Annotated in this window: 21 protein-coding genes; 11 read left to right on the top strand and 10 right to left on the bottom strand. The window is 72.7% G+C overall.

Annotated features, from left to right (window positions below; translation table 11 throughout):
* Window positions 1-614: 614 nt before the first annotated feature.
* A complete protein-coding gene (locus HF526_RS19275; RefSeq protein ID WP_169382922.1) occupies window positions 615-1994 on the bottom strand; it encodes an NYN domain-containing protein in 1380 nt (459 codons plus the stop codon).
* Between the two features lie 95 nt (window positions 1995-2089).
* Here HF526_RS19275 and HF526_RS19270 point away from each other — a divergent pair, with 95 nt between their 5' ends.
* Both HF526_RS19270 and HF526_RS19265 read left to right on the top strand, forming a co-directional pair.
* Complete coding sequence (locus HF526_RS19270) at window positions 2090-3835, top strand: DEDD exonuclease domain-containing protein (protein ID WP_338051593.1); 1746 nt, start codon at window positions 2090-2092, stop codon at window positions 3833-3835.
* A gap of 56 nt (window positions 3836-3891) precedes the next feature.
* The gene (locus tag HF526_RS19265) at window positions 3892-4170 is read left to right on the top strand and encodes an Lrp/AsnC ligand binding domain-containing protein (RefSeq protein WP_169382921.1); all 279 of its coding nucleotides are present in this window, start codon (window positions 3892-3894) and stop codon (window positions 4168-4170) included.
* Between the two features lie 15 nt (window positions 4171-4185).
* Here the strand turns inward: HF526_RS19265 and trpD are convergent, their stop codons facing one another.
* Together trpD and HF526_RS19255 are read right to left on the bottom strand one after the other, a co-directional pair.
* Entirely contained in the window at window positions 4186-5235 is a 1050-nt protein-coding gene (trpD, locus tag HF526_RS19260) for an anthranilate phosphoribosyltransferase (protein ID WP_169382920.1), read from the bottom strand.
* Window positions 5236-5262: 27 nt separating this feature from the next.
* Window positions 5263-5703 (bottom strand): hypothetical protein, encoded by a 441-nt coding sequence (locus HF526_RS19255; RefSeq protein WP_169382919.1) that lies wholly within the window; start codon window positions 5701-5703, stop codon window positions 5263-5265.
* A 120-nt stretch (window positions 5704-5823) separates the two neighbouring features.
* Here HF526_RS19255 and ctaE point away from each other — a divergent pair, with 120 nt between their 5' ends.
* The 6 genes from ctaE to HF526_RS19225 all read left to right on the top strand — a co-directional run bounded on the left by ctaE (window position 5824) and on the right by HF526_RS19225 (window position 12613).
* The gene (gene ctaE / locus HF526_RS19250; protein ID WP_169382918.1) at window positions 5824-6447 is read left to right on the top strand and encodes an aa3-type cytochrome oxidase subunit III; all 624 of its coding nucleotides are present in this window, start codon (window positions 5824-5826) and stop codon (window positions 6445-6447) included.
* A gap of 85 nt (window positions 6448-6532) precedes the next feature.
* Entirely contained in the window at window positions 6533-7375 is an 843-nt protein-coding gene (qcrC, locus tag HF526_RS19245; protein ID WP_169382917.1) for a cytochrome bc1 complex diheme cytochrome c subunit, read from the top strand.
* On the top strand, window positions 7372-8511 hold the full coding sequence (qcrA, locus tag HF526_RS19240; RefSeq protein WP_169382916.1) for a cytochrome bc1 complex Rieske iron-sulfur subunit: 1140 nt from the start codon (window positions 7372-7374) through the stop codon (window positions 8509-8511). Before qcrC ends, qcrA begins: the two co-directional genes overlap by 4 nt.
* A complete protein-coding gene (gene qcrB / locus HF526_RS19235; protein WP_169382915.1) occupies window positions 8508-10187 on the top strand; it encodes a cytochrome bc1 complex cytochrome b subunit in 1680 nt (559 codons plus the stop codon). Before qcrA ends, qcrB begins: the two co-directional genes overlap by 4 nt.
* A gap of 172 nt (window positions 10188-10359) precedes the next feature.
* Window positions 10360-11385 (top strand): LLM class F420-dependent oxidoreductase, encoded by a 1026-nt coding sequence (locus HF526_RS19230; RefSeq protein WP_169382914.1) that lies wholly within the window; start codon window positions 10360-10362, stop codon window positions 11383-11385.
* Window positions 11291-12613 carry an acyl-CoA dehydrogenase family protein gene (locus HF526_RS19225; RefSeq protein ID WP_169382913.1) on the top strand — a complete coding sequence of 441 codons (1323 nt, stop codon included), beginning with the start codon at window positions 11291-11293 and terminating at the stop codon, window positions 12611-12613. Before HF526_RS19230 ends, HF526_RS19225 begins: the two co-directional genes overlap by 95 nt.
* 93 nt (window positions 12614-12706) lie before the next feature.
* Here HF526_RS19225 and HF526_RS19220 read toward each other — a convergent pair whose 3' ends face one another.
* Complete coding sequence (locus tag HF526_RS19220) at window positions 12707-13135, bottom strand: hypothetical protein (protein WP_211177477.1); 429 nt, start codon at window positions 13133-13135, stop codon at window positions 12707-12709.
* A 1-nt stretch (window position 13136) separates the two neighbouring features.
* Window positions 13137-13622 carry a cupredoxin domain-containing protein gene (locus HF526_RS19215; RefSeq protein ID WP_211177476.1) on the bottom strand — a complete coding sequence of 162 codons (486 nt, stop codon included), beginning with the start codon at window positions 13620-13622 and terminating at the stop codon, window positions 13137-13139.
* A 164-nt stretch (window positions 13623-13786) separates the two neighbouring features.
* Here HF526_RS19215 and HF526_RS19210 point away from each other — a divergent pair, with 164 nt between their 5' ends.
* Together HF526_RS19210 and HF526_RS19205 are read left to right on the top strand one after the other, a co-directional pair.
* Window positions 13787-14368, top strand: coding sequence for an RNA polymerase sigma factor (locus HF526_RS19210; RefSeq protein ID WP_211177475.1), 582 nt, complete (start codon window positions 13787-13789; stop codon window positions 14366-14368).
* Window positions 14361-15041 carry a zf-HC2 domain-containing protein gene (locus tag HF526_RS19205; protein WP_169382912.1) on the top strand — a complete coding sequence of 227 codons (681 nt, stop codon included), beginning with the start codon at window positions 14361-14363 and terminating at the stop codon, window positions 15039-15041. Before HF526_RS19210 ends, HF526_RS19205 begins: the two co-directional genes overlap by 8 nt.
* Window positions 15042-15047: 6 nt before the next feature.
* Here the strand turns inward: HF526_RS19205 and HF526_RS19200 are convergent, their stop codons facing one another.
* Window positions 15048-16163 carry an acyl-CoA dehydrogenase family protein gene (locus tag HF526_RS19200; RefSeq protein ID WP_169382911.1) on the bottom strand — a complete coding sequence of 372 codons (1116 nt, stop codon included), beginning with the start codon at window positions 16161-16163 and terminating at the stop codon, window positions 15048-15050.
* Between the two features lie 37 nt (window positions 16164-16200).
* Window positions 16201-16917 carry a FadR/GntR family transcriptional regulator gene (locus tag HF526_RS19195; RefSeq protein WP_211177474.1) on the bottom strand — a complete coding sequence of 239 codons (717 nt, stop codon included), beginning with the start codon at window positions 16915-16917 and terminating at the stop codon, window positions 16201-16203.
* A gap of 497 nt (window positions 16918-17414) precedes the next feature.
* Here HF526_RS19195 and HF526_RS19190 point away from each other — a divergent pair, with 497 nt between their 5' ends.
* The gene (locus HF526_RS19190; protein WP_169382909.1) at window positions 17415-17693 is read left to right on the top strand and encodes a hypothetical protein; all 279 of its coding nucleotides are present in this window, start codon (window positions 17415-17417) and stop codon (window positions 17691-17693) included.
* A gap of 24 nt (window positions 17694-17717) precedes the next feature.
* On the opposite strand, the gene HF526_RS19185 is transcribed toward HF526_RS19190, so the two are convergent.
* The 3 genes from HF526_RS19185 to HF526_RS19175 form a co-directional block, all read right to left on the bottom strand.
* Window positions 17718-19109: an FAD-dependent oxidoreductase gene (locus tag HF526_RS19185; RefSeq protein WP_169382908.1), complete on the bottom strand. Its 1392-nt coding sequence runs from the start codon at window positions 19107-19109 to the stop codon at window positions 17718-17720.
* Window positions 19110-19243: 134 nt separating this feature from the next.
* Window positions 19244-19648, bottom strand: coding sequence for a MaoC/PaaZ C-terminal domain-containing protein (locus HF526_RS19180; RefSeq protein WP_169382907.1), 405 nt, complete (start codon window positions 19646-19648; stop codon window positions 19244-19246).
* On the bottom strand, window positions 19645-20106 hold the full coding sequence (locus HF526_RS19175; RefSeq protein ID WP_169382906.1) for an FAS1-like dehydratase domain-containing protein: 462 nt from the start codon (window positions 20104-20106) through the stop codon (window positions 19645-19647). The genes HF526_RS19180 and HF526_RS19175 overlap by 4 nt, the downstream gene beginning before the upstream one ends.
* Window positions 20107-20170 lie beyond the last annotated feature (64 nt).

The following is a 20170-nucleotide window of genomic DNA, read 5'->3' as shown; positions in this document are numbered from 1 at the left end:
TCCTCGAACCGCCGCTCCCCGACCGGGGCACGAATGTCCCGAACGATGGAGCAGACGGTGACCCTGCGTCGCCACTCCGGTCGAATGGCTGACCCTCCGCAAGGTCTCGCGGAGATTACGGAGACAGCCCCAAAGGCGTCCAACACGGGGGCGCCTCGGCGTGGCGAGTTGCAGTAGTCACTGTCAGGCACCAGGAAGTGACCGGTCGCCGTTCTATGACGGCATTTCATTACCCTACGTGACGACCCTGGGAATCACTCGTCGAGTCGGGGGAAGCTCGGCGCGGACGATCGGCCACCAAACGCAACTTCGGCACCAAACCCTGGTCCGCCAGAACAGCGAGCGCGCGCTCCTCCGGTGCGTCGAACTGCACGATCGGGGCGCCGGACGGTGCTTCCCCCGTCCGGACGCGCGGCGATGGGACACCCAGCAGCACGCCGATCACGCAGTCGCCGCAGGCGTCCCCGCGGACCGCGCAGCTGTCGCAGTCGATGATCATTTCTGCTCCCTCGACGATCCGGTTCGCGATCGCCGCGGACGCTACGACCGGGCACCGACATTCCCGGGCGAGCGAGTGCGAGCCGGCCGGTTCGACCACCCGGGCCGGCCGGGGCTCAACCCCGGACCAACCGCGCCAGCAGAACCGGTGAGGGCAGCGCATGCGCGCCCCGGCGGCGCACCGACTCCATGACCGCGCGGTCCGACGTCGCCACCAGGACCGGCCGGCCCTCGGGCTCGGCCGCGACCAGCGAGCGGATCACGTCGTCGGCGAGCACCCCGGCGTCGCTGAACAGCACGCGCACCCCGCGCGAGCCGCGGGTCGGCGCCGCGACCACCCCGGACCCGTCGAAGACGACGGTGACCTCGACCCCCGTCCGCGCCGCCAGCGCACCGAGCTGGCCCACCAGCCGGGTGCGCTGGTCGGCCAGCGGGAGTTCCGGGTAGCCGGTCTTGCTGACGTTGTAGCCGTCGACCACCAGGTGCACCGCGGGCAGCGCGAGCAGCGCGTCCAAGGCTGCGAGATCGTCCACCGGCGCCCCGGCGCGGGCCGCCCCGCGCACCCCGGCGACCAGATCACCCGGACGGGGCCCGCCCCCGCCACCCAGCGCGAGCTCCCGGCGCAGCCCTGAAACGGCCCCACCGAGGGTGTCCAGCAGCAGTCCGAGCCGCACCTCGTCGGCCTGCCGGGCCTCCCGCGCGGCCTGCCGTGCGGCCGCCACCTCGGCCGCCGCGCGGGCGGCCCGGCGCCGTTCCTGGTCGGCCCGGGCGCGTTCGCGGTCGCGTTCGGCGAGCGCGGCGGCCAGCTCCTGCTCGGCCGCGCGCCGCAGCTCGTGCACCGCGTTCTCCGCGGCGGCCTTCGCGTCGTTCGCGGCCCGCAGCTTCGCGCCCTGCTCCCCCACCCTGCGGCGCAGCTGCTGGTACTCCACGTCCCGCTGCTGGTCGGCCGAGCGCGCCTGCTCACGGGCCTCGGCGAGCTCGCCGCGCAGCCGCTCCAGCTCGACGGTCAGCTTGTCCACCCGGGAGAGCGCGGCGTCGCGCTCCGCGCGCAGCTCGGCCACCTCGCCGCGGCGGGCAGCGGCCTGCACGAGCTCGGCGGCGTTCGGGTCGGCGCCGAGCACACCGGCGGCGGCCGCGGTGAGCGGGTCTTCGGAGCCGGCATCGAGCTCACCCGGCCGGTGCGCGTCCCACCATGCCAGCACCGCGGTCCGCAACGCCGCCGACGAGTGCAGCTCGGCGACCAGGGTGGTGGCGCCCAGCTTGGCCCGCTTGGCCGGGGTGAACCGGGCGAGCCGGCGCAGCGGCACCGGCACGTCGGCCACCGGCAGCTCCCCGACCGCGGTCGCGGCGACCTCGGCCAGCCGGGTGCGGACCGGCTCGGGCAACCTCGCCCAGTCGACGGCGGCGGCCGGCTCGTCGGGCGCGGCGGCGGTCTCGTCGGGCGGGCACGACGCGACGTCGCCCGCACCGGGCGAGTCGTCTGCGTCGGGGTACATCGGTCCAGGCTATCCGTGCGGCGACCGGCCGGGGGACGCCGTCATGCTGACGGGCGGCGCGGAAGTGTCGGAGGCCGCAGTTACCGTCCGCACCCGTGCCGTCGCTGCCGTCCACCGAAGCTCCCCAGCTGTCCTTCGACGAGCTGGGCACCCCCCTGCGCGAGGTCACCTTCGTGGTGCTGGACCTGGAGACCACCGGTGGCAGCGCCGCAGGCGACGCGATCACCGAGATCGGCGCGGTCAGGATCCGCGGTGGCGAGCGGATCGGCGAGCTGGCCACCCTGGTCGACCCGGGCACCGGGATCCCGCCGAACGTCGTCGCGCTGACCGGCATCACCACGGCGCTGGTCACGGGCGCGCCGCGGCTGCCGGAGGTGTTGCCGACCCTGCTGGAGTTCCTGTCCGGTTCGGTCCTGGTGGCCCACAACGCGCCCTTCGACGTGGGCTTCCTGCGCGCGGCGTGCGAACGGCACGGCCGGGTGTGGCCGCGGCCGCCGGTGCTGTGCACGGCCCGGCTGGCCCGTGCGGTGCTCCCGCGCAGCGAGGCGCCGAGCGTGCGGCTGGGCGCCCTGGCCCGGCTCCTCGGCACCACCACCCTGCCCACTCACCGGGCGCTGGAGGACGCCCGGGCCACCGTCGAGGTGCTGCACCACCTGCTGGAGCGGATCGGCAACCTGGGTGTGCAGAGCCTGGAGGAGCTGCTGACCCTGGCCCGCGACGCATCGGCGCACCGGCCGACCCAGAAGCAGCGGCAGAAGCGCAGGCTGGCCGAGCCGGTGCCGAGCGCGCCCGGGGTGTACTTGTTCCGCGGCCCCCGCGACGAGGTCCTCTACGTCGGCACCAGCGGCGACCTGCGCCGCCGGGTCCGCAGCTACTTCACGGCGGGCGAGCGCCGCCGCCGGGTGCGCGAGATGGTCGGGCTGGCCGAGCGGGTCGACTCGGTGGTGTGCGCGCACGCGCTGGAGGCCGGGGTCCGGGAGCTGCGGCTGCTGGCCGCGCACAAGCCGCGCTACAACCGCCGCTCGCGCCATCCCGACCGCGGCTGGTGGGTGGCGCCCACCGCCGAGGCGTTCCCCCGCCTGTCGGTGGTCACCAGCCCGCGCGCCGGTGCGCTCGGCCCGTTCGGCTCGCGCAGCTCGGCCCGGGCGGCCGCGGAGACACTGCTGGAGGTCGTCCCGCTGCGCCGGTGCACGCAGCGGATCCCGGCCCGCAACCCGTCGGCCGCCCCGTGCGTGCTGCACGAGCTGGGCCGCTGCAAGGCCCCGTGCGCCGGGTACCAGCCGGTGGACGACTACGCGCCCGCGGTCGCCGCACTGCAGGCGCTGGTCGCCGGGCAGGACGACGGGGCGCTGCGCGCGCTGGCCGACGAGATCACCGCGCTGGCCGACCGGGAACGTTTCGAGGCCGCCGCACGCCGCCGCGACCAGCTCGCCAGGCTGATCGTCGCGCTGGAGCGGTCCCAGCGACTGGCCGCGCTGGCCGCGCTGCCCGAGCTGGTGGGGGCCCGGCCCGACGGGCACGGCGGCTGGGAGCTCGCGGTGCTGCGCTGGGGCCGGCTCGCCGCGGCCGGCGTGGCCCGCCGCGGGACCCCGCCGATGCCGGTGGTCGAGGCGTTGCGGCGCGGCGCGCAGACGGTCCTGCCCGGCCCGGGCCCGCTGTACGGAGCGCCGGCCGAGGAGGTGCGGCTGCTGCACCGCTGGCTGACCACCGGGGGGACCCGGCTGGTGTACAGCGAGCCCAACTGGTCCGAGCCCGCCCGCGGGGCGGCATCGTGGGGCGGGTGGGCGCGGCGCGCCCGCCCCGCGCCTGTCGTGGACGCCTCGGGCGCCGGACTCGGCTAGCCTCCGCCCGTCCGGCCCCACCGTCCGTCGGGGCCGCCACCGAGGAGGGAACCGACGTGATCACCGCGATCGTCCTGGTGCACACCGCCGCCGACCGGATCCCGGAGACCGCACAGGCCATCGCGGATCTCGACGGGGTGAGCGAGGTCTACTCCTGCGCCGGCGACGTCGACCTCATCGCCGTCGTCAAGGTCGCGGAGCACGAACAGCTCGCCGACGTGATCGCCGGCCGGTTGAGCAAGGTCGATGGGGTGCGGCACACCGACACCCACATCGCCTTCCGCTCCTACTCCCGAGCGGACACCGAGGCGACCTTCTCCGTCGGGCTGGGCTGAGGCCGCGCCGGGGGGTCAGCCCTTCAGCGCGGTCGAGTGCTGCGCCCACCGGTCGAGCAGCGTCGCGGCCGCCCCGGAGTCGATGGCCGACCCGGCCCGCTTCAGTGCGCCGGCCATCGCCTCGGTGAGATCCGCGGGCGGGCCGTCGAAGGCGACCAGCGCGCCGGCCGCGTTGAGCAGCACCGCGTCGCGCACCGGCCCGCGGTCACCGGCGAGCAGCGCCCGGCAGGCCGCGGCGTTCACCGCTGCATCGCCGCCGCGCAGGTCGTCGCGCGTCGCCGGGGCGACGCCGAGCGCGGCCGGGTCCAGCGTCTCGGTCCGGATCTCGCCGCCGCCCGCGATCCAGACCGTGCTGGTGGTGGTCGTGGTGAGCTCGTCGAGCCCGTCGTCGCCGCGGACGACGAGCACCGACATCCCCCGGCCGGCGAACACCTCGGCCAGCAGCGGGGCCAGCCGCGGGTCGGCGCACCCGACCAGCGCGGCCGGCGGCTGGGCCGGGTTGGTCAGCGGCCCCAGCACGTTCATCGCGGTCGGCACCCCGAGCTCGCGGCGCGGACCGCCGGTGTGCCGCATCGCGGGGTGGAACACGGGCGCGAAGCAGAATCCGATCCCGACCTCGGCCACGCACGCGGCGACTCCCTCGGGTGGCAGGTCGATCGCGACGCCGACCTCTTCGAGCAGGTCGGCCGCTCCGCACGCGGACGATGCGGCCCGGTTGCCGTGCTTGACCACCGGCACCCCGGCGGCTGCCACCACGATCGCCGACATCGTCGAGATGTTGACCGTGTTCGCCTGGTCGCCGCCGGTGCCCACGATGTCGACGGCCGGCCCCGGCACGACCACCCGGCGGGCGTGTCCCAGCATCGCATCGGCCAGCCCGCTGATCTCGGCGGGCGTCTCCCCCTTGGCGCGCAGCGCGACGAGGAAACCGGCCAGCTGGGCCGGGGTCGCCTCGGCCGAGAGCACCCGGTTCATCACCCAGGCGGTGTCCGCGGCGTCGAGGTCCTGACGGCTGATCAGCCGCCCCAGCACTCCGGGCCAGGTCTGTGAATCCGAATCAGCCATCATGGACCGTCCTGTCGTGAAAGTCGGTCAGCTCCGCGTGACGAGCTCGCCGGACCGCACCCGGCGCAGCACGTCGGCCACGGTCTCGGCGGCGGTCAGCGGGTCGAGCGGGTGCACGAGCACCGCGTCGGCCTGCGACCAGGTCGCGAGCCAGCGGTCGTCGCGGCGGCGCACCGTGACGATCACCGGCGGGCAGTCGTCGATCTCGTTCTTCAGCTGGCGCGACAGCCCCATCCCCCCGGTCGGCTGGGCCTCCCCGTCGAGGATCGCCAGATCCACCTGACCGGCGTCGCAGGCGGCCAGCACATCGGCGATGCCGCCGACCTCGTGGAACCGCACCCGGCCCAGGTCCGGGGCCGGTCGCCGGCCGATGGCCGTCGTGATGGCCTCACGGACCTCGGGGCGGTGGCTGAACACCAGCACGGTCCAGGTCTGCTGCTGTTCCGGGCTGCCGGCTGCGCTGCTCACGGGGCGTCATCGTAGTCAGCCGAGCCACCTCCGGGCGCGGGCGGGAACTCGGCGGCCCGGTGCGGCGTTCAATCACTCGGGCGTGATCGCCGCCGTGACTCCCCCGACAGGCTGTAGAAGATGGCCTGGGGTCATAATGCCGGAGTGACGACAGCGGCTCCCAACATCAGTGCGCGGATCCACTCGCTGAACCGCCCGAACCTGGTCAGCATCGGCACCATCGTCTGGCTGTCCAGCGAGCTGATGTTCTTCGCCGGGCTGTTCGCGATCTACTTCACCGCGCGCGCCCAGAACGTCGGCGAGTGGCCTCCCCCGCCGACCCACTTGGAAGTCCCGTATGCGCTGGTGGTGACCATCGTCCTGGTCGCCTCCTCGTTCACCTGCCAGTTCGGCGTGTTCGCGGCCGAGCGCGGCGACGTGTTCGGCCTCCGGCGCTGGTACCTGATCACCCTGGCGATGGGCACGTTCTTCGTGCTCGGCCAGGCGAACGAGTACCGCACGCTGATCGAGGATGGCACCACCATCTCCTCCAGCGCCTACGGAACCGTCTTCTACATGGCGACGGGTTTCCACGCGCTGCACGTCACCGGCGGCCTGATCGCGTTCGTCTACCTGCTGATCCGCACCAAGCTCAGCAAGTTCACCCCGGCTCAGGCCACTGCGGCGATCGTCGTGTCCTACTACTGGCACTTCGTCGACGTGGTGTGGATCGGGCTCTTCGCCGTCATCTACTTCATCCGCTAACCGCACTGCATAGAACCGCCACAGCGCCGTACCCCACAAGACCCGGACAGACCGCCACGACCGCGAGGGTTGGAAGACGCCGACGATGGATTCCACGACCACCACACCACGCCGCCGCCGAAGGCCACACGGCAGACTCCGCCGTAGGCTCGCCGGTGCGCTCGCCCTGGGCATCGGCCTGCTCGCGGTCGGGGGCTTGTACACGGCGTTCGCGCCGCAGCCGCAGGTCGCGAAGGCGCAGGGCGACACCGCGCTGATCGCGAAGGGCCAGCAGCTCTACAACAACACCTGCATCAGCTGCCACGGCGTGAACCTGCAGGGTGTGCAGGACCGCGGCCCCAGCCTGATCGGTGTGGGTGAGGCGGCGGCCTACTTCCAGGTCTCCTCCGGTCGCATGCCACTGGCCCGCCAGGAGGCGCAGGCCGTCCGCAAGCCCCCGGCGCCGGGCTTCGACCCGCACACCCCGGAGGGCCAGGCCAACCTCGACGCGCTGGGCGCGTTCATCGAGGCCAACGGCGGCGGCCCGCAGCGGCCCGCCGCCACCGGCGCAGCGCTGCGCGGGCCCGACCCGGCCCGCGGTGGCGAGCTGTTCCGGCTCAACTGCGCCTCGTGCCACAACTTCACCGGTCGCGGCGGTGCGCTGTCCTCGGGCAAGTTCGCCCCGAACCTGGACGCCGCCTCCGAGGACCAGATCTACACGGCGATGTTGACCGGCCCGCAGAACATGCCGAAGTTCGCCGACCGTCAGCTCACGCCGGCGGAGAAGGAGGACATCATCGCCTACATCAAGTCGGTGTCCGGCTCGAACAACAGTGTCGGCGGCTACGCCGCCGGCGGGATCGGACCGACATCCGAGGGCGTCATCGCCTTCGTGGTGGGCCTGGGCGCGCTGGTCGGGTTCGCAATGTGGTTGGGAGCGAAGTCATGAGTGCGGGTTCGACGGGCACGGCGGGCGAGGCGCGCCACCTGCCCTCGCCTGAAGAGCTGGAGCAGATGTCGCCGGAGGAACTCGCCCGGCTGGCGGCCGAGCTCGACGAGGTCGAGATCGTCCACCTCGGGAAGAAGTTCCCGATCCCCGGCACCCGTGCCGAGAAGCGGGCCGAGCGCTCGGTCGCGCTGTGGTTCACCCTCGCCGCGCTGTCGGCGGTGGCCTTCATCGTCGCGTTCATCGCCTGGCCGCACGAGTACCGCAGCCCCTTCGAGGCGGGCTACACGATGTACTCGCTGTACACCCCGGTCGTCGGCGCGACGTTCGGCTTCGCGGTGCTGGCGCTGGGCATCGGCGTCATCGCGTATGTCAAGAAGTTCTTCCCGGACGAGGTCTCGGTGCAGCAGCGCCACGACGGCCCGTCCGACGAGATCGCCCGCCGGACCCTCATGGCCCAGCTCACCGAGGCCGGCAAGGAGACCGGCATCGCCCGCCGCTCGCTGATCAAGCGATCGGCCGGGGCGGCTGCCGGGCTGTTCGGTCTCGGGGTGGGCGTGGCGGCGCTCGCGCCGCTGATCCGCAACCCCTGGAAGGGCGGCGACGAGGCGGCCCTGTGGGTCACCGGTTGGCGCCATGCGCCGGGCGAGACGGTCTACCTGCGCCGCGACACCGGCGTCCTCGGCGAGATCTCCCGGGTCCGTCCCGAGGACATGGAGCCCGGCGCGATGGAGACGGTGTTCCCGTTCCGTGAGTCCGAGCGGGGCAACGACGAGGCCCTCCTGCACGCGCAGCGCGCCTCCGACAACCCGGTCATGCTGATCCGGCTCCGGCCCGGCACTCCGACGATCAAGCGGAAGGGCCAGGAGGACTTCAACTACGGCGACTTCTACGCCTTCTCCAAGATCTGCACCCACCTGGGCTGCCCGACCTCGCTGTACGAGGCGCAGACCAACAGGATCCTGTGCCCCTGCCACCAGTCGCAGTTCCTGGCCACCGAGTACGCGAAGCCCGTCTTCGGCCCGGCCACCCGGGCACTCCCTCAGCTGCCGATCACGGTCAACTCCGAGGGGTACTTCGTGGCGAGGAGCGACTTCATCGAAGCCGTCGGCCCGGCCTTCTGGGAGCGGAGACCATGAGCGCGATCACGACGCCCACCAGCCCCTCCGGCGGGGCGAATCCCAAGGTGGCACAGGCCCTCGACCAACTGGACCAGCGGTTCCACCCGGCCGCAGGCCTGCGCAAACAGTTCAACAAGGTCTTCCCGACGCACTGGTCGTTCATGCTCGGCGAGATCGCGCTCTACAGCTTCATCGTGCTGCTGCTCTCGGGCACCTACCTGGCGCTGTTCTTCGACCCGTCGATGACCGAGGTCGTCTACAACGGGCCGTTCGACAACCTGCGCGGCGTGCACATGTCGCGGGCCTACGAGAGCGCCGTCCAGATCTCCCTGGAGTTCCGCGGCGGCCTGTTCGTCCGCCAGGTGCACCACTGGGCCGCGCTGCTGTTCCTGGCCTCGATGGTCGCCCACATGATGCGGACGTTCTTCACCGGCGCGTTCCGCAAGCCGCGTGAGACGAACTGGGCCATCGGCGTCCTGCTGATCTTCATCGGCCTGTTCGAGGGCTTCAGCGGTTACTCGCTGCCCGACGACCTGCTGTCGGGTATCGGCCTGCGCATCGCCTCGGGCATCACGCTGACGGTGCCGGTCATGGGCACCTGGGTGCACTGGGCGCTGTTCGGCGGCGAGTTCCCGGGCACCGAGATCATCCCGCGGCTCTACATCATCCACGTGCTGGTGCTGCCCGGGATCCTGCTCGCGCTCATCGCGGTGCACGTCGGGCTGGTCTGGTACCAGAAGCACACGCAGTTCCCCGGCCCCGGCCGCACCGAGAACAACGTGGTCGGCGTCCGGATCCTGCCGGCCTTCGCGGCCAAGGGCGGCGCCTTCTTCGCGGTGACGGTCGGCGTGATCGCCCTGCTGGGCGGGCTGTTCCAGATCAACCCCATCTGGCAGCTCGGCCCGTACGACCCCTCACACGTCTCGGCCGGCTCGCAGCCGGACTGGTACATGCTGTTCAGCGAGGGCATGGCCCGCATCTTCCCGCCGTGGGAGATCTACCTGTTCGGCAAGTACACGATCCCGGCGGCGTTCTGGCCGACCGCGGCGTTCCTGCCCCTGCTGTTCGTGGTGGCGGCGGCCTACCCGGCCATCGAGCGGAAGTTCACCAAGGACGACGCGCTGCACAACCTGCTGCAGCGCCCGCGCGACGCACCGGTCCGCACCTCGCTGGGCGTCATGGGGCTCTCGTTCTACCTGTGGCTGGTCCTGAGCGGCATCAACGACTGGATCGCGTTCTTCTTCCACGTCTCGCTCAACGCCACCACCTGGGCCGGTCGGATCGGCGTCCTGCTCATCCCGCCGATCGCCTACTGGGTCACCTACCGGATCTGCATCGGCCTGCAGCGGGCCGACCGGGAGGTGCTCGAGCACGGCATCGAGACCGGCATCATCAAGCGCCTGCCGCACGGCGAGTTCATCGAGGTGCACCAGCCGCTGGCCGGGCTCGACGAGCACGGCCACCCGATCCCGCTGCCCTACCAGGGCGCTCCGGTGCCCAAGCGGATGAACCAGCTCGGATCGGCGGGCGCGCCGGTCAGTGGATCGCTGACCAAGCCCGACCCGGTCGACGAGACGGCCGCGCTGGAGCGGGCCCGGGCCGAGACGGTGGCGGCGGAGAACGCACGCCACGCCGAGCGGCGCGAGCTCGCGGGTCGTCCGCAGGGCGGCAGCCCGTCCGACCTCACCGACTGAGGTTCGGCGAGGCAGCACGTCAACGGGAGGGCCCCGCCGATCCGGCGGGGCCCTCCCGTTTCCCATGGGGTCCCGGCCCGGCTGCGCCCGGGTGCCGTCCGGTCATCATGATCGGGGGCGGCAGTAACGTCCCCGGTGACCACTCCGGACGAGGCGAAGGGTGCACCGGGGCATGAAGGTGGATGCGCAGATCACGGCGTCCGGGTTGTCGGAGCTCTCGGAGCTCGCCCGGGGTCGGGAGAAGAGCGGCTACGACGGGCTGTGGAGCGCGGAGACCGCGCACGACCCGTTCCTGCCGCTGATGCCGGTCGCCGAGCACACGAGCCGGATCGAGGTCGGCACGGGGATCGCGGTGGCCTTCGCCCGCAACCCGATGTCGATGGCCTACAGCGCCCACGACCTGCAGGTCTACACCCGGGGCCGGTTCCTGCTCGGTCTCGGCAGCCAGGTCCGACCGCACGTCGAGCGGCGTTTCGGCATGCCGTGGAGCCACCCGGCGCCGCGGATGCGGGAGTACATCGAGGCGCTGCGGGCGATCTGGGCGAGCTGGAACACCGGCGAGCGGCTGAACTTCCGTGGCGACTTCTACTCCCACACCCTGATGACGCCGTTCTTCTCCCCCGAGCCCAGCCCGTGGGGCCCGCCGCAGGTGCACCTGGCCGCGGTCGGCGACAAGATGACCGAGGTCGCCGGTGCCGTCTGTGACGGCCTGCAGGCCCACCCCTTCACCACCGAGCGCTACCTGAGGACGCGGACGCTGCCGACGCTGCAGCGCGGCCTCGACAGCAGCAACCGCACGCGCGCAGACGTGTCGGTCAGCCTGTCCGGCTTCGTCGTCTCCGGGCACACCGAGGAGGAGATGGCCGCGGCGGCCCGGGGCATGCGCGAGCAGATCGCCTTCTACGGCAGCACGCCGAGCTACCGCCCGGTGCTGGAGCTGCACGGCTGGGCAGAGCTGGGCACCGAGCTGAACCGGCTGTCCCGCTCCGGCGACGATGACCGCTGGCAGAAGATGGGCGATCTCATCGACGACGAGGTGCTGCACACCTTCGCCGTCGTCGCCGAGCCCGACCGGATCGGACCGGCCGTGCTCGAGAGGTTCGGTGGCATCGTCGACCGGTTCGGCTTCTACGCGCCCTACGCGCACGACCCCTCCCTGTGGCAGCCGGCGGTCGACGCGCTGCGGAACGGGAGCTGACGTAGACCTCGACTACCCCGCCGACGCGGAATCCTTCCGTGCCGAGGTACGCGCCGTGCTCGCCGAGGAACTGCCCGAAGGCTGGGAGGGCATCGGCGCGATCGCCGACACCACCGAGGCCGACGCGTTCGTCGACGACTGGCGGGCCGTCCTGGCCCGGCGCGGACTGCTCGGCATCACCTGGCCCGCCGGGTACGGCGGCCGCGGGCTGACCAAGCTGCATCAGGTCGTGCTGATGGAGGAGCTGGCCCGGGCCGGCGTGCCGGCGGGCGGGCACAACGACACCTTCGGCATCAAGATGGTCGGCAACACGCTGCTCCGCTGGGGTACCGAGGAGCAGAAGCGCCACCACCTGCCACGCATCCTCTCCGGCGAGGACCGGTGGTGCCAGGGTTACTCCGAGCCCGGCGCCGGCTCCGACCTGGCCGGGCTGTCCACCCGCGCCGTCGCCGACGGCGGCACCTGGGTGATCAACGGGCAGAAGGTGTGGACGTCGTGGGCGCACCGGGCCAACTGGATCTTCGTGCTGGCCCGGACCGACCCCGCGGCGTCCAAGCACCGGGGCATCTCGTTCCTGCTGGTGCCGATGGACCAGCCGGGCCTGCAGGTGCGCCCGATCCGCTCGGCCACCGGGGCGAGCGAGTTCAACGAGGTCTTCTTCGACGACGTGCGTACCCCGCTGGGCAACGTGGTCGGGCCGGTGAACGGTGGCTGGAAGGTCGCCCAGACGCTGCTCGGCTACGAACGGGGCGAGGAGGCCGCCACCAACCCGATCCTGTTCCGCGCCGAGTTCGACCGGATCGTCGAACTGGCCCGCGCCCAGGGCGTCGCCGACGACCCGCTGGTCCGCCAGCAGCTCGCCCGGCGCTTCGCCGAGGTCGAGATCATGCGCTACCTGGGCTACCGGGTGCTCACCGGCTGGCTCGCCGGCCAGGGACCGGGGCCCGAGTCGTCGATCTCCAAGCTGTACTGGAGCGAGTACCACCGCCGCGCCACCGACCTCGCCCTCGAGCTGGCCGGGATGCGCGCCCAGGTGATCACCGGGCGGCCTCCGCTGCGCGGGTTCCGCACCGATGACCCCGGCGCACGCAACACCACCGGCTCGTGGATCGGCAGCTACCTCAACGCCCGCGCCGGCACCATCTACGCCGGCACGTCCGAGGTCCAGCGCAACATCATCGCCGAAACGGTCCTGGGCCTGCCCCGTGAGCCGAGACCAGCGCCGTGACCACGGTCCGGCACGCCGTACCCACCGGCCCCGTTCTGCTCCCCACGCCGACCAGATCGGCGCCGATCAGGCCGCCCCGCTGACCCGTCGCGCTCATCCCCGGTGCCGCGCGGCGTACGCGGTCAGCGCCAGCGCGACCGTGCCCGCCGCCTCGACGGCCAGCGTGGCCGGCACCAGCGGGGCGTCGATGACCTCCCGCACCCCGAACAGTCCGACGGTCAGGCTGACGACCAGGGCGGCCAGGGTGCCTGCCGTGAACAGCGCGCCGAGCGCGGCCACCGGTGCGAGCCGGCCGAACCGGACCACCAGCAGCGCGACGGCCAGGACCGCGGCGCCGACGGCGTTGAGCAGGAACAGCACGCCGATGATGCGCACGTCGCGGAAGCCGTCGAACCACAGCTGCAGGTGGATCCAGCCCATCGCCACCGTGAGCGCAGCGCCCACCACGCGTCCGGTGAGCAGCATCCCCGACCGCCGGACGGTCACGGGCACCCTGGTCCGCCCGTCCCGAATCGGAGCCATGTCAGGCGACGGTGATCGTGGTCGTCATGCCCTTGGCCTTGTGGTCGCCGACCGGGCACCAGATCTCGTAGCTGCCGGGCTGAAGGGTGACGGTCAGCGAGGCCGACTGGCCCGACTTCAGCGGGCCGCTCGCGGACTGGTTCTGCACGCCGGGGCCGTTGATGGTGATGGTGTGCGGGTACTGGCCGGTGTTGTCGGCCACGAAGGTGTAGGTACCGGGTGTGAAGGTCTGCTCGGACAGTGTCAGCGCGAACTCGCTCATCGTCACCGTCACCTGCTTCCCGGCCGGCTCGGCGGCCGCGGTGCCGGCGGCGGCCGCGGTGGTCGGCACCGCGACGGGGACGGTGGGCGCGGCGGCAGCACCGTTCGATCCGCCGCCGCAACCGGCCAGCGTCAGGGTCAGCACGGCGAGACCGGCCGCGGCCGCGAAGGCCCCGCGTCGGCGTGTTCCACTCCGGTCGGCGGGCTTCGTGGAGATCATCTGCATGGCGGGCTCCAGGTCGTCGTCTCGGGGGATCAAGCGGTTCCAGGTACGGCCCCGGACGGAATCGGGATGACGCCCCGACCGACCGTTATCGGATCGTGATCCAGCAGTGCAGCTTTGCCGTCTGTTGACGCAATCTCGACCGACTCTTTGCCCGTAGAGAAAGTGTGTTCATCCGCCGCCCACCCGCCGACGGGCTCGCCGACGAGCTCCTGCTGGCCGGGCTGGGTGCGGGCGACCCCGACCTGGCCCTGGCGTTCGTGCGCCGGTTCCAGCGGATCGTGTTCGGCGTCGCGCTGACCGTCGTCGGCGACACCGGGCTGGCCGAGGACGTCGCACAACAGGGGTTCGAACGCGCCTGGCGCTCGGCCGCGCTCTACGACCCGCGGCGCGGGTCGGTGCGGACCTGGCTGACCAGCATCGTGCACAATCTCGCGGTGGACGCGGTCCGGGCCCGGCGCCCGGCCCCGGTCGCCCCTCAGGACCTGATCGGCCTGATCGGTGCGATGAGCGACCTGCCCGAACGGCGGGCACTGGCCCAGGACGCCGCGGACCAACTCCGCCGGGCACTCGCCGGCCTCCCCACCGAGCAGGCCCGAGCCGTCGTGCTGGCAGGCATCCACGGGCTGACCGCACGGGAGATCGCCGAACAGGAGGGCATCCCGATCGGCACCGCCAAGTCCCGGATCCGCGGGGCGATGCTCAAGCTGCACACCGCGCTGGCCGCCGAGCAGGCCGATCATGACTGACGAGACGCGCGGAGCGGTGAACCGGCTGAGCTGCGAGCAGAGCCGGCAGATCGCGGCCGAGTTCGCGCTCGGAGTGCTGCCCGGCTTCGAGCGCGCCCAGGTACTCGAGCACCTCGACGGTTGCGCCGGCTGCCGCTGGACCGTCGCCCGGCTCACCGCCACCCGGGATCGGCTGCTCGAGATGCTTCCCGAGGCCGAACCCCCGGCGGGCTTCGAACGGATGGTGCTCGACGGGCTTCGGCGCCCGCTGCGCCGAAGCCCGCGCTGGCTTCCGCTGGCCGCGGCCCTGCTGGGCGTCGTGCTCCTCGCCGGAGGCTGGCTGCTGGGACGGGCCGGCGCACCGCCCGCCGTGACGGCCCCGGACGGCGCACTCGCGGCGGCCCAGCTGACCGTCGACGGCCGCCGGGTCGGGCAGGCGTTCGCGTACCCGGGACAGCCGTCGTTCGTCTACGTCTCGCTCGACACCCAGCTCGCCGACCAGACCGGTCCGGTGTCGTGCACCCTGGAGCGTCCGGACGGGTCGTCGGTGCCGATCGGCACGTTCACCGTGCGCCGCGGGTACGGGCACTGGGGTGCGTCCGCACAGCTGCAGGGCGACGCGCTGCGCTCGGCCCGGCTGGTGCTGGTGGACGCGTCCGGCGCGACGGTGGCCGCCGCCCGGTTCAGCGGTTGACGCGCGTCAGAAGCCCGCCAGGGTGGCGAGTCGTTCCCGGTGGAACGCCGGCGAGCCGAGCAACGTCTCGGAGCTCTTGGCCCGCTTGAGGTACAGGTGCGCGGGGTGCTCCCAGGTGAACCCGATCCCACCGTGGATCTGCATGTTCTCCCCCGCGCAGAACGTGTAGGCCTCCGAGCAGTAGGACTTGGCCAGGCTGGCCACGGCCGGCGCCTCCGCGCTGTCCGAGGCCGCCGCCCACAGCCCGTAGTAGGCCGCCGAGCGGGCCGCCTCGAGCTGCACCAGCATGTCGGCGCACTTGTGCTTGATCGCCTGGAACGAGCCGATCGGGCGGCCGAACTGATGGCGGTCCTTGGCGTACTGGACGGCCATGTCGAGCGCCGCCGCCGCGCCGCCGACCTGCTCGGCGGCCAGCAGCACCGCGCCGACGCGCAGCGCGTGCTCGACCGCGGCCCACCCGGCGCCGTCCTCCCCGATCAGCCGGGCCGGGGCGGCACGCAGCTCGATGCGAGCCTGCTTGCGAGTCTGGTCGAGGGTGGGCAGCGCGGTGCGGGTGACGCCCGGGGTGTCGGCGTCGACGGCGAACACACCGATACCGACGGCCGAGCGGGCGATGACGAGCAGCAGCCCGGCGGTGTGCCCGTCGAGCACGTTCGTCTTGTCCCCGGTCACCGTCCAGCCCGCGGCACCCCGCCGCGCGCGGGTGCTCACCGCCGACTCCACCCAGGAACCGGACTCCTCGGTCAGCGCCAGCGTCGCGACGGTCTCCCCGGACGCGATGGCCGGCAGGAACTCCGAGCACGCGTCCTCGTCGCCCGCGGCCAGCAGCGTCGCCGCCGCCAACCCGACCGAGGACAGGAACGGTGCGCCCAGCAGCGCCCGGCCCATCTCCTCGAACGCGACGCCGAGCTCGATCAGCCCGAACCCGGAGCCGCCGTAGGCCTCCGGGATCGCCAGGCCCTGCACCCCGATCTCCGAGGCCAGCCGCGCCCAGGTCGCCGGATCCCAGCCGCGCTCGTCGTCCATCAACCGGCGCACCTCGGACTCGGGCGCGCGGTCGTCGAGGAACGACCGCAGCACCGCAGCCAGCTCGGCCTGCTCCGCGCTCAGGCTGAAGTCCACTCAGGTGCCTCCGTGAAGGTCGGTGCGCACGCGGCCGTCAGCTCATCAGGTCGAGCACGGTCTTGACGTCGGCGCGCAACAGGTAGTCCCGCGCCTCGGTCAGGTGCCGGCGCCACAGCTCCTCGGCGCCGGCCACGTCCCCGGCCTCGATCAGGTCGACGATTCGACGGTGCGCGTTGAGGCCCTTGCGGCTGGCCCGCTCGTGCGCGGGCGTGCCGAGGTCGTTCTCCACGTGCGCGAGGTTGGCCATCTCGATGATGCGCTCGAGCATCCCGGAGAGCACCTTCAGCGTCTGGTTGCCGGTCAGCTCGGTGAGCAGCGCATGGAACGCGGTGTGCGTGCGGATCGAGCGCAGCGGCTCGTCGGCCGCCGCGTCGTGGTCGACCAGCGCCGCACGCAACCGCGCCACGTCGGCGTCGGAGCGCCGCTCGGCCAGCAGCGCCACCATCGGCGGCTCGATCACGATCCGGGCCTCGTAGACGTCCTCCAACGTGGTGCCCCGGTGCTCGAGGATCAATCCCGCGTAGCGCGCCGCGACGTCCGCGTCGGGCACCTGCACCCGCGCACCCCCGTGCGCGCCGCGCCGGACGCTGATCAACGACTCGGACTCCAGCACCCGGAACGCCTCGCGCAGCGTCGGCCGCGACACCCGGAACTGCTCCATCAGCGCCGCCTCCGACGGCAGCGCCTCCCCCTCGCTCAGCTCACCCCGGACGATCTGACGACGCAGATGCCCCGCGACCAGCTCGGCCATCTTCGGCACCCGCATCTGGCGGCCCACCGGACCGTGCGAGCCACTCCGCGACCTGGGCTCACTCGGCTCTGCAGCCATTGAGCGCCTCCATGCTGGTCACGCCTGCGCCACGACGACCGGATCCGTGAAGTAGGCAAAGAAGATAACGGTTCCCATGGTAGCCCACGGCCACGATCCGGCCGGGCCGTCACGCAGCTGCGCACCGCCTGCGTCACGGCACCGGCCACCACGGCCGACCCCGGGTGCCCACGGCGAGGCGCCCCGTAACACCTCCGCTGCGCACGCCCGGACTACCGCCCCGTGATCGCGGTTGATATGGTCCGCTGCGTGCGCATCGTCGAGCTCCTCGCTCCGCGCGCCGAGGTAGTACCCTCGCGCGCCGGCTGAGCCAGGCTGCCTGCGCGCACTCCCCCCGGCCGCTGTTCTCGCGGCCTGTCACGTTTTCCGAGATCTGGCTCGGGTTCCCCTCTCCCGTGAAACACCCCCGGAGCCTGATCATGAGCCTCACCGCCGACGCCCGCCCGTTCTCCGACATCGCCTCGCGTATCCACCGCCGGCACACCGTGGTCACCTCCGGCGGCATGGACGGTGTCATGAGGGTCGCGGCGGTGCTGCAGAGCTGCGGCCGCCCGGTCCGCGACTTCTCCGTCGACGTCCGTGAGGGCGTCATCTACAGCTCGCTGAGCTGCACCATCTCGATGACCGCGGATGAGGCGCAGGCCTTCGCCGACCGGCTGCGGTCGATCCCCTCGGTGGTGTCGGTCGACCCCTGCTGAGCCCGGCGCACGGCCTCGGGGACGTCAGCTCACCTCGGCCTCCGCGCGGCAGGCCGCGAGCATCGCCGCAAGCTCCGCGACCTTGACCCGCTCGGCGCCGCGGGCCGCGCCGAGCCGCAGCTCCTCGGCGTCCAGGCGCAGCCAGTCGGTCCAGTCGACCGGATGCACCCCGTACGCGGCCAGCGCCTCGAGCAGCGACTCGCGGTCCGGGTGCGCGGGCGCAGGCAGGTGCGGCAGGTCCTCGAGCAGCGCCGCGACGGTCTCCGCGGCATCGCCCTTGTTCGTGCCGATCACGCCGGTCGGGCCGCGCTTGATCCAGCCGGTGACATAGGCACCGGGCACCGGCTCGCCGTCGCGGACCACCCGGCCGCCGACGTTGGGCACGGTGCCGGAACGTTCGTCGAAGGGCAGCCCGGGCACCGGTTCCGCGGAGTAGCCGATCGCGCGGACCACCAGGCCGACGTCGAGGGTCTCCTCCTCGCCGGTGCCGACCACCCGCCCGTCGGCGTCGATCCGGTTGCGTTCGACGACCACACCGGACACCCGCCCGTGCTCCCCCAGCAGCCGGACCGGGCTGCGCAGGAAACGCAGGTGGATGCGCCGCGGCTTCGTCCCGCCCTCGGATCCGCCGGCCGCCGCCCACCGGGTGAGCATCTCCAGGTTCTGGCGCTGCCGGCGGTCCTCGGGCGCCTCGATCCCGGCCGCCAGCAACCCGTCGTCGTGCACCACGACCTCGGCGTTGGCCAACTCCCCGATCTGGCGCAGCTCCGCCGGGGTGAACCGGACGTGCTGCGGGCCGCGGCGGACGAACACGTGCACGTCGCGAATTCCGCTGCGGGTGAGCGCGTCGAGCACCCGGTCCGGGATGTCGGTCCCGGCCATCTCCTCGTGGCTCTTGGCCAGCACCCGAGCCACGTCCAGCGCGACGTTCCCGGCCCCGACGACCGCGACACCGGGATGGGCGAGCGGCGGGTCGAGCTCGGTGAAGTCGGGGTGCCCGCAGTACCAGCTGACGAACGCGCCCGACCCGATGCTGCCGGCCAGCTCCTCACCGGGGATGCCGAGGGCACGGTCGACCGAACTGCCGGTGGCGTGCACGATCGCGGTGTAGTGCTCGCGCAGCACCTCGAGCGGGACGCCCGGCGCACCCCCGCCGTCCCGGCCCACCGCGACGTTGCCCAGGAAGTGCACCTCGGCGGGGTCGAAGGGTTTCTGCAGCACCCGGATGACCGACTTCATCTTCACGTGGTCGGGCGCCACGCCGTAGCGGACCAGACCGTAGGGCGCGGGCAGGCGGTCCAGGACGTCGACACTGATGCCGGCGTCGCCGTAGCCGGCGGCGAGCAGGGCCGCGGCGGCGTAGAGCCCGGAAGGACCGGCCCCGATCACCGCCACCCGGGGCTGAGGGAGCGTCATCCGATCTCCTTGCGGCGCCGGTCCGTGGTGCTGAAGCGCGTCAGGCGCGTGTGGTTGATTCATACCCTGCCGCGGAACGCTGCGTAAACAGTTGGACGATCATCACGATGAGCGCTGCTCCTGTGCTCCCCCGGTCAGGGGTCCAGGCGGGTGGTTGCGGTCCCGCTGACCACGGTGACGCCGTCCTGGTTGGTGGTGACGACGCTCAGCGTCGCGGTCGGCTCGGCGCCCTCGGAGATCGCGTCGACGGTGATCGTCGTGGTGAGGGTGTCGCCCGGCCACACCTGTGCGGTGAACCGGACCCCGAAGTCGAGCAGCCGGTCCTCGCCCACCCAGTCGGTGAGCGCCCGCCCGGTGAGGCCCATCGTCAGCATCCCGTGTGCGAACACGCCCGGGTAACCGGCGACGTCGCGGGCGAACGGTTCGTCGGTGTGCAGCGGGTTGTAGTCGCCGGAGGCGCCCGCGTACTGCACGATCCTCGTCCGCGAGAGGTTCTCGACGACGACGGTCTCGCGGCTGTCGCCGACGCTCGGCGTCACTGGTCCCCCTCCGGCTGCGCGGCCGGCCGGTCCCGGAGCACGCCGACCGAGCGGGCCGTCACGACCAGCTCGCCGTCGGCGTCGCGGTACTCGGTGATCGTCTCGGTGAACCGCAGGGTGCCGGAGCGGCCGGTCTTCTCCCACGTCTTCCCGGCCCGCTCGGTCGCCGACAGCACGTCACCGACCCGGACCGGCCGGTGATAGGTGTAGTGCTGCTCGGCGTGCAGCGCGCCGGCACCGTCGGGCATGTGCCCCGAGTCCGCGCCGGAGCCCCACCACGGCCCGATCGACGGCCGCAGCCGGTACCCCGGCTCGAACTGGGCGCTCGCCTGCACGAAAGTGGGCGGGGCGAACTCGAGTCCGGTGGTGTCGGCGCCGGCCTCCGCATCGGGATAGCCCACCGCGCGGCGGAACATCAGCACATGCCCCGCTTCGACGGGGAAGCGTTCAACACCCATGCAGCGACGCTAGCAAGCGGGGAGCGCAGACACGTGCATCCGCGCCTCGATCGCCGCCGGCCCG

The sequence above is a fragment of the Pseudonocardia acidicola genome (assembly GCF_012911935.1).
Taxonomy (GTDB): Bacteria; Actinomycetota; Actinomycetes; order Mycobacteriales; family Pseudonocardiaceae; genus Pseudonocardia; species Pseudonocardia acidicola.
This window is presented reverse-complemented; position numbering and strand designations above follow the sequence as displayed.

Bases quoted from the DNA above. Each gene is read 5' to 3' on its own strand.
- qcrC (WP_169382917.1), top strand. From the start codon at position 6,533: ATGGATTCCACGACCACCACACCACGCCGCCGCCGAAGGCCACACGGC.
- HF526_RS19175 (WP_169382906.1), bottom strand. From the start codon at position 20,106: ATGGGTGTTGAACGCTTCCCCGTCGAAGCGGGGCATGTGCTGATGTTC.
- qcrB (WP_169382915.1), top strand. From the start codon at position 8,508: ATGAGCGCGATCACGACGCCCACCAGCCCCTCCGGCGGGGCGAATCCC.
- ctaE (WP_169382918.1), top strand. From the start codon at position 5,824: ATGGCCTGGGGTCATAATGCCGGAGTGACGACAGCGGCTCCCAACATC.
- qcrA (WP_169382916.1), top strand. From the start codon at position 7,372: ATGAGTGCGGGTTCGACGGGCACGGCGGGCGAGGCGCGCCACCTGCCC.
- HF526_RS19205 (WP_169382912.1), top strand. From the start codon at position 14,361: ATGACTGACGAGACGCGCGGAGCGGTGAACCGGCTGAGCTGCGAGCAG.
- HF526_RS19190 (WP_169382909.1), top strand. From the start codon at position 17,415: ATGAGCCTCACCGCCGACGCCCGCCCGTTCTCCGACATCGCCTCGCGT.
- HF526_RS19220 (WP_211177477.1), bottom strand. From the start codon at position 13,135: ATGGCTCCGATTCGGGACGGGCGGACCAGGGTGCCCGTGACCGTCCGG.
- HF526_RS19195 (WP_211177474.1), bottom strand. From the start codon at position 16,917: ATGGCCGAGCTGGTCGCGGGGCATCTGCGTCGTCAGATCGTCCGGGGT.
- HF526_RS19185 (WP_169382908.1), bottom strand. From the start codon at position 19,109: ATGACGCTCCCTCAGCCCCGGGTGGCGGTGATCGGGGCCGGTCCTTCC.
- HF526_RS19230 (WP_169382914.1), top strand. From the start codon at position 10,360: ATGAAGGTGGATGCGCAGATCACGGCGTCCGGGTTGTCGGAGCTCTCG.
- HF526_RS19275 (WP_169382922.1), bottom strand. From the start codon at position 1,994: ATGTACCCCGACGCAGACGACTCGCCCGGTGCGGGCGACGTCGCGTCG.
- HF526_RS19215 (WP_211177476.1), bottom strand. From the start codon at position 13,622: ATGCAGATGATCTCCACGAAGCCCGCCGACCGGAGTGGAACACGCCGA.
- trpD (WP_169382920.1), bottom strand. From the start codon at position 5,235: ATGGCTGATTCGGATTCACAGACCTGGCCCGGAGTGCTGGGGCGGCTG.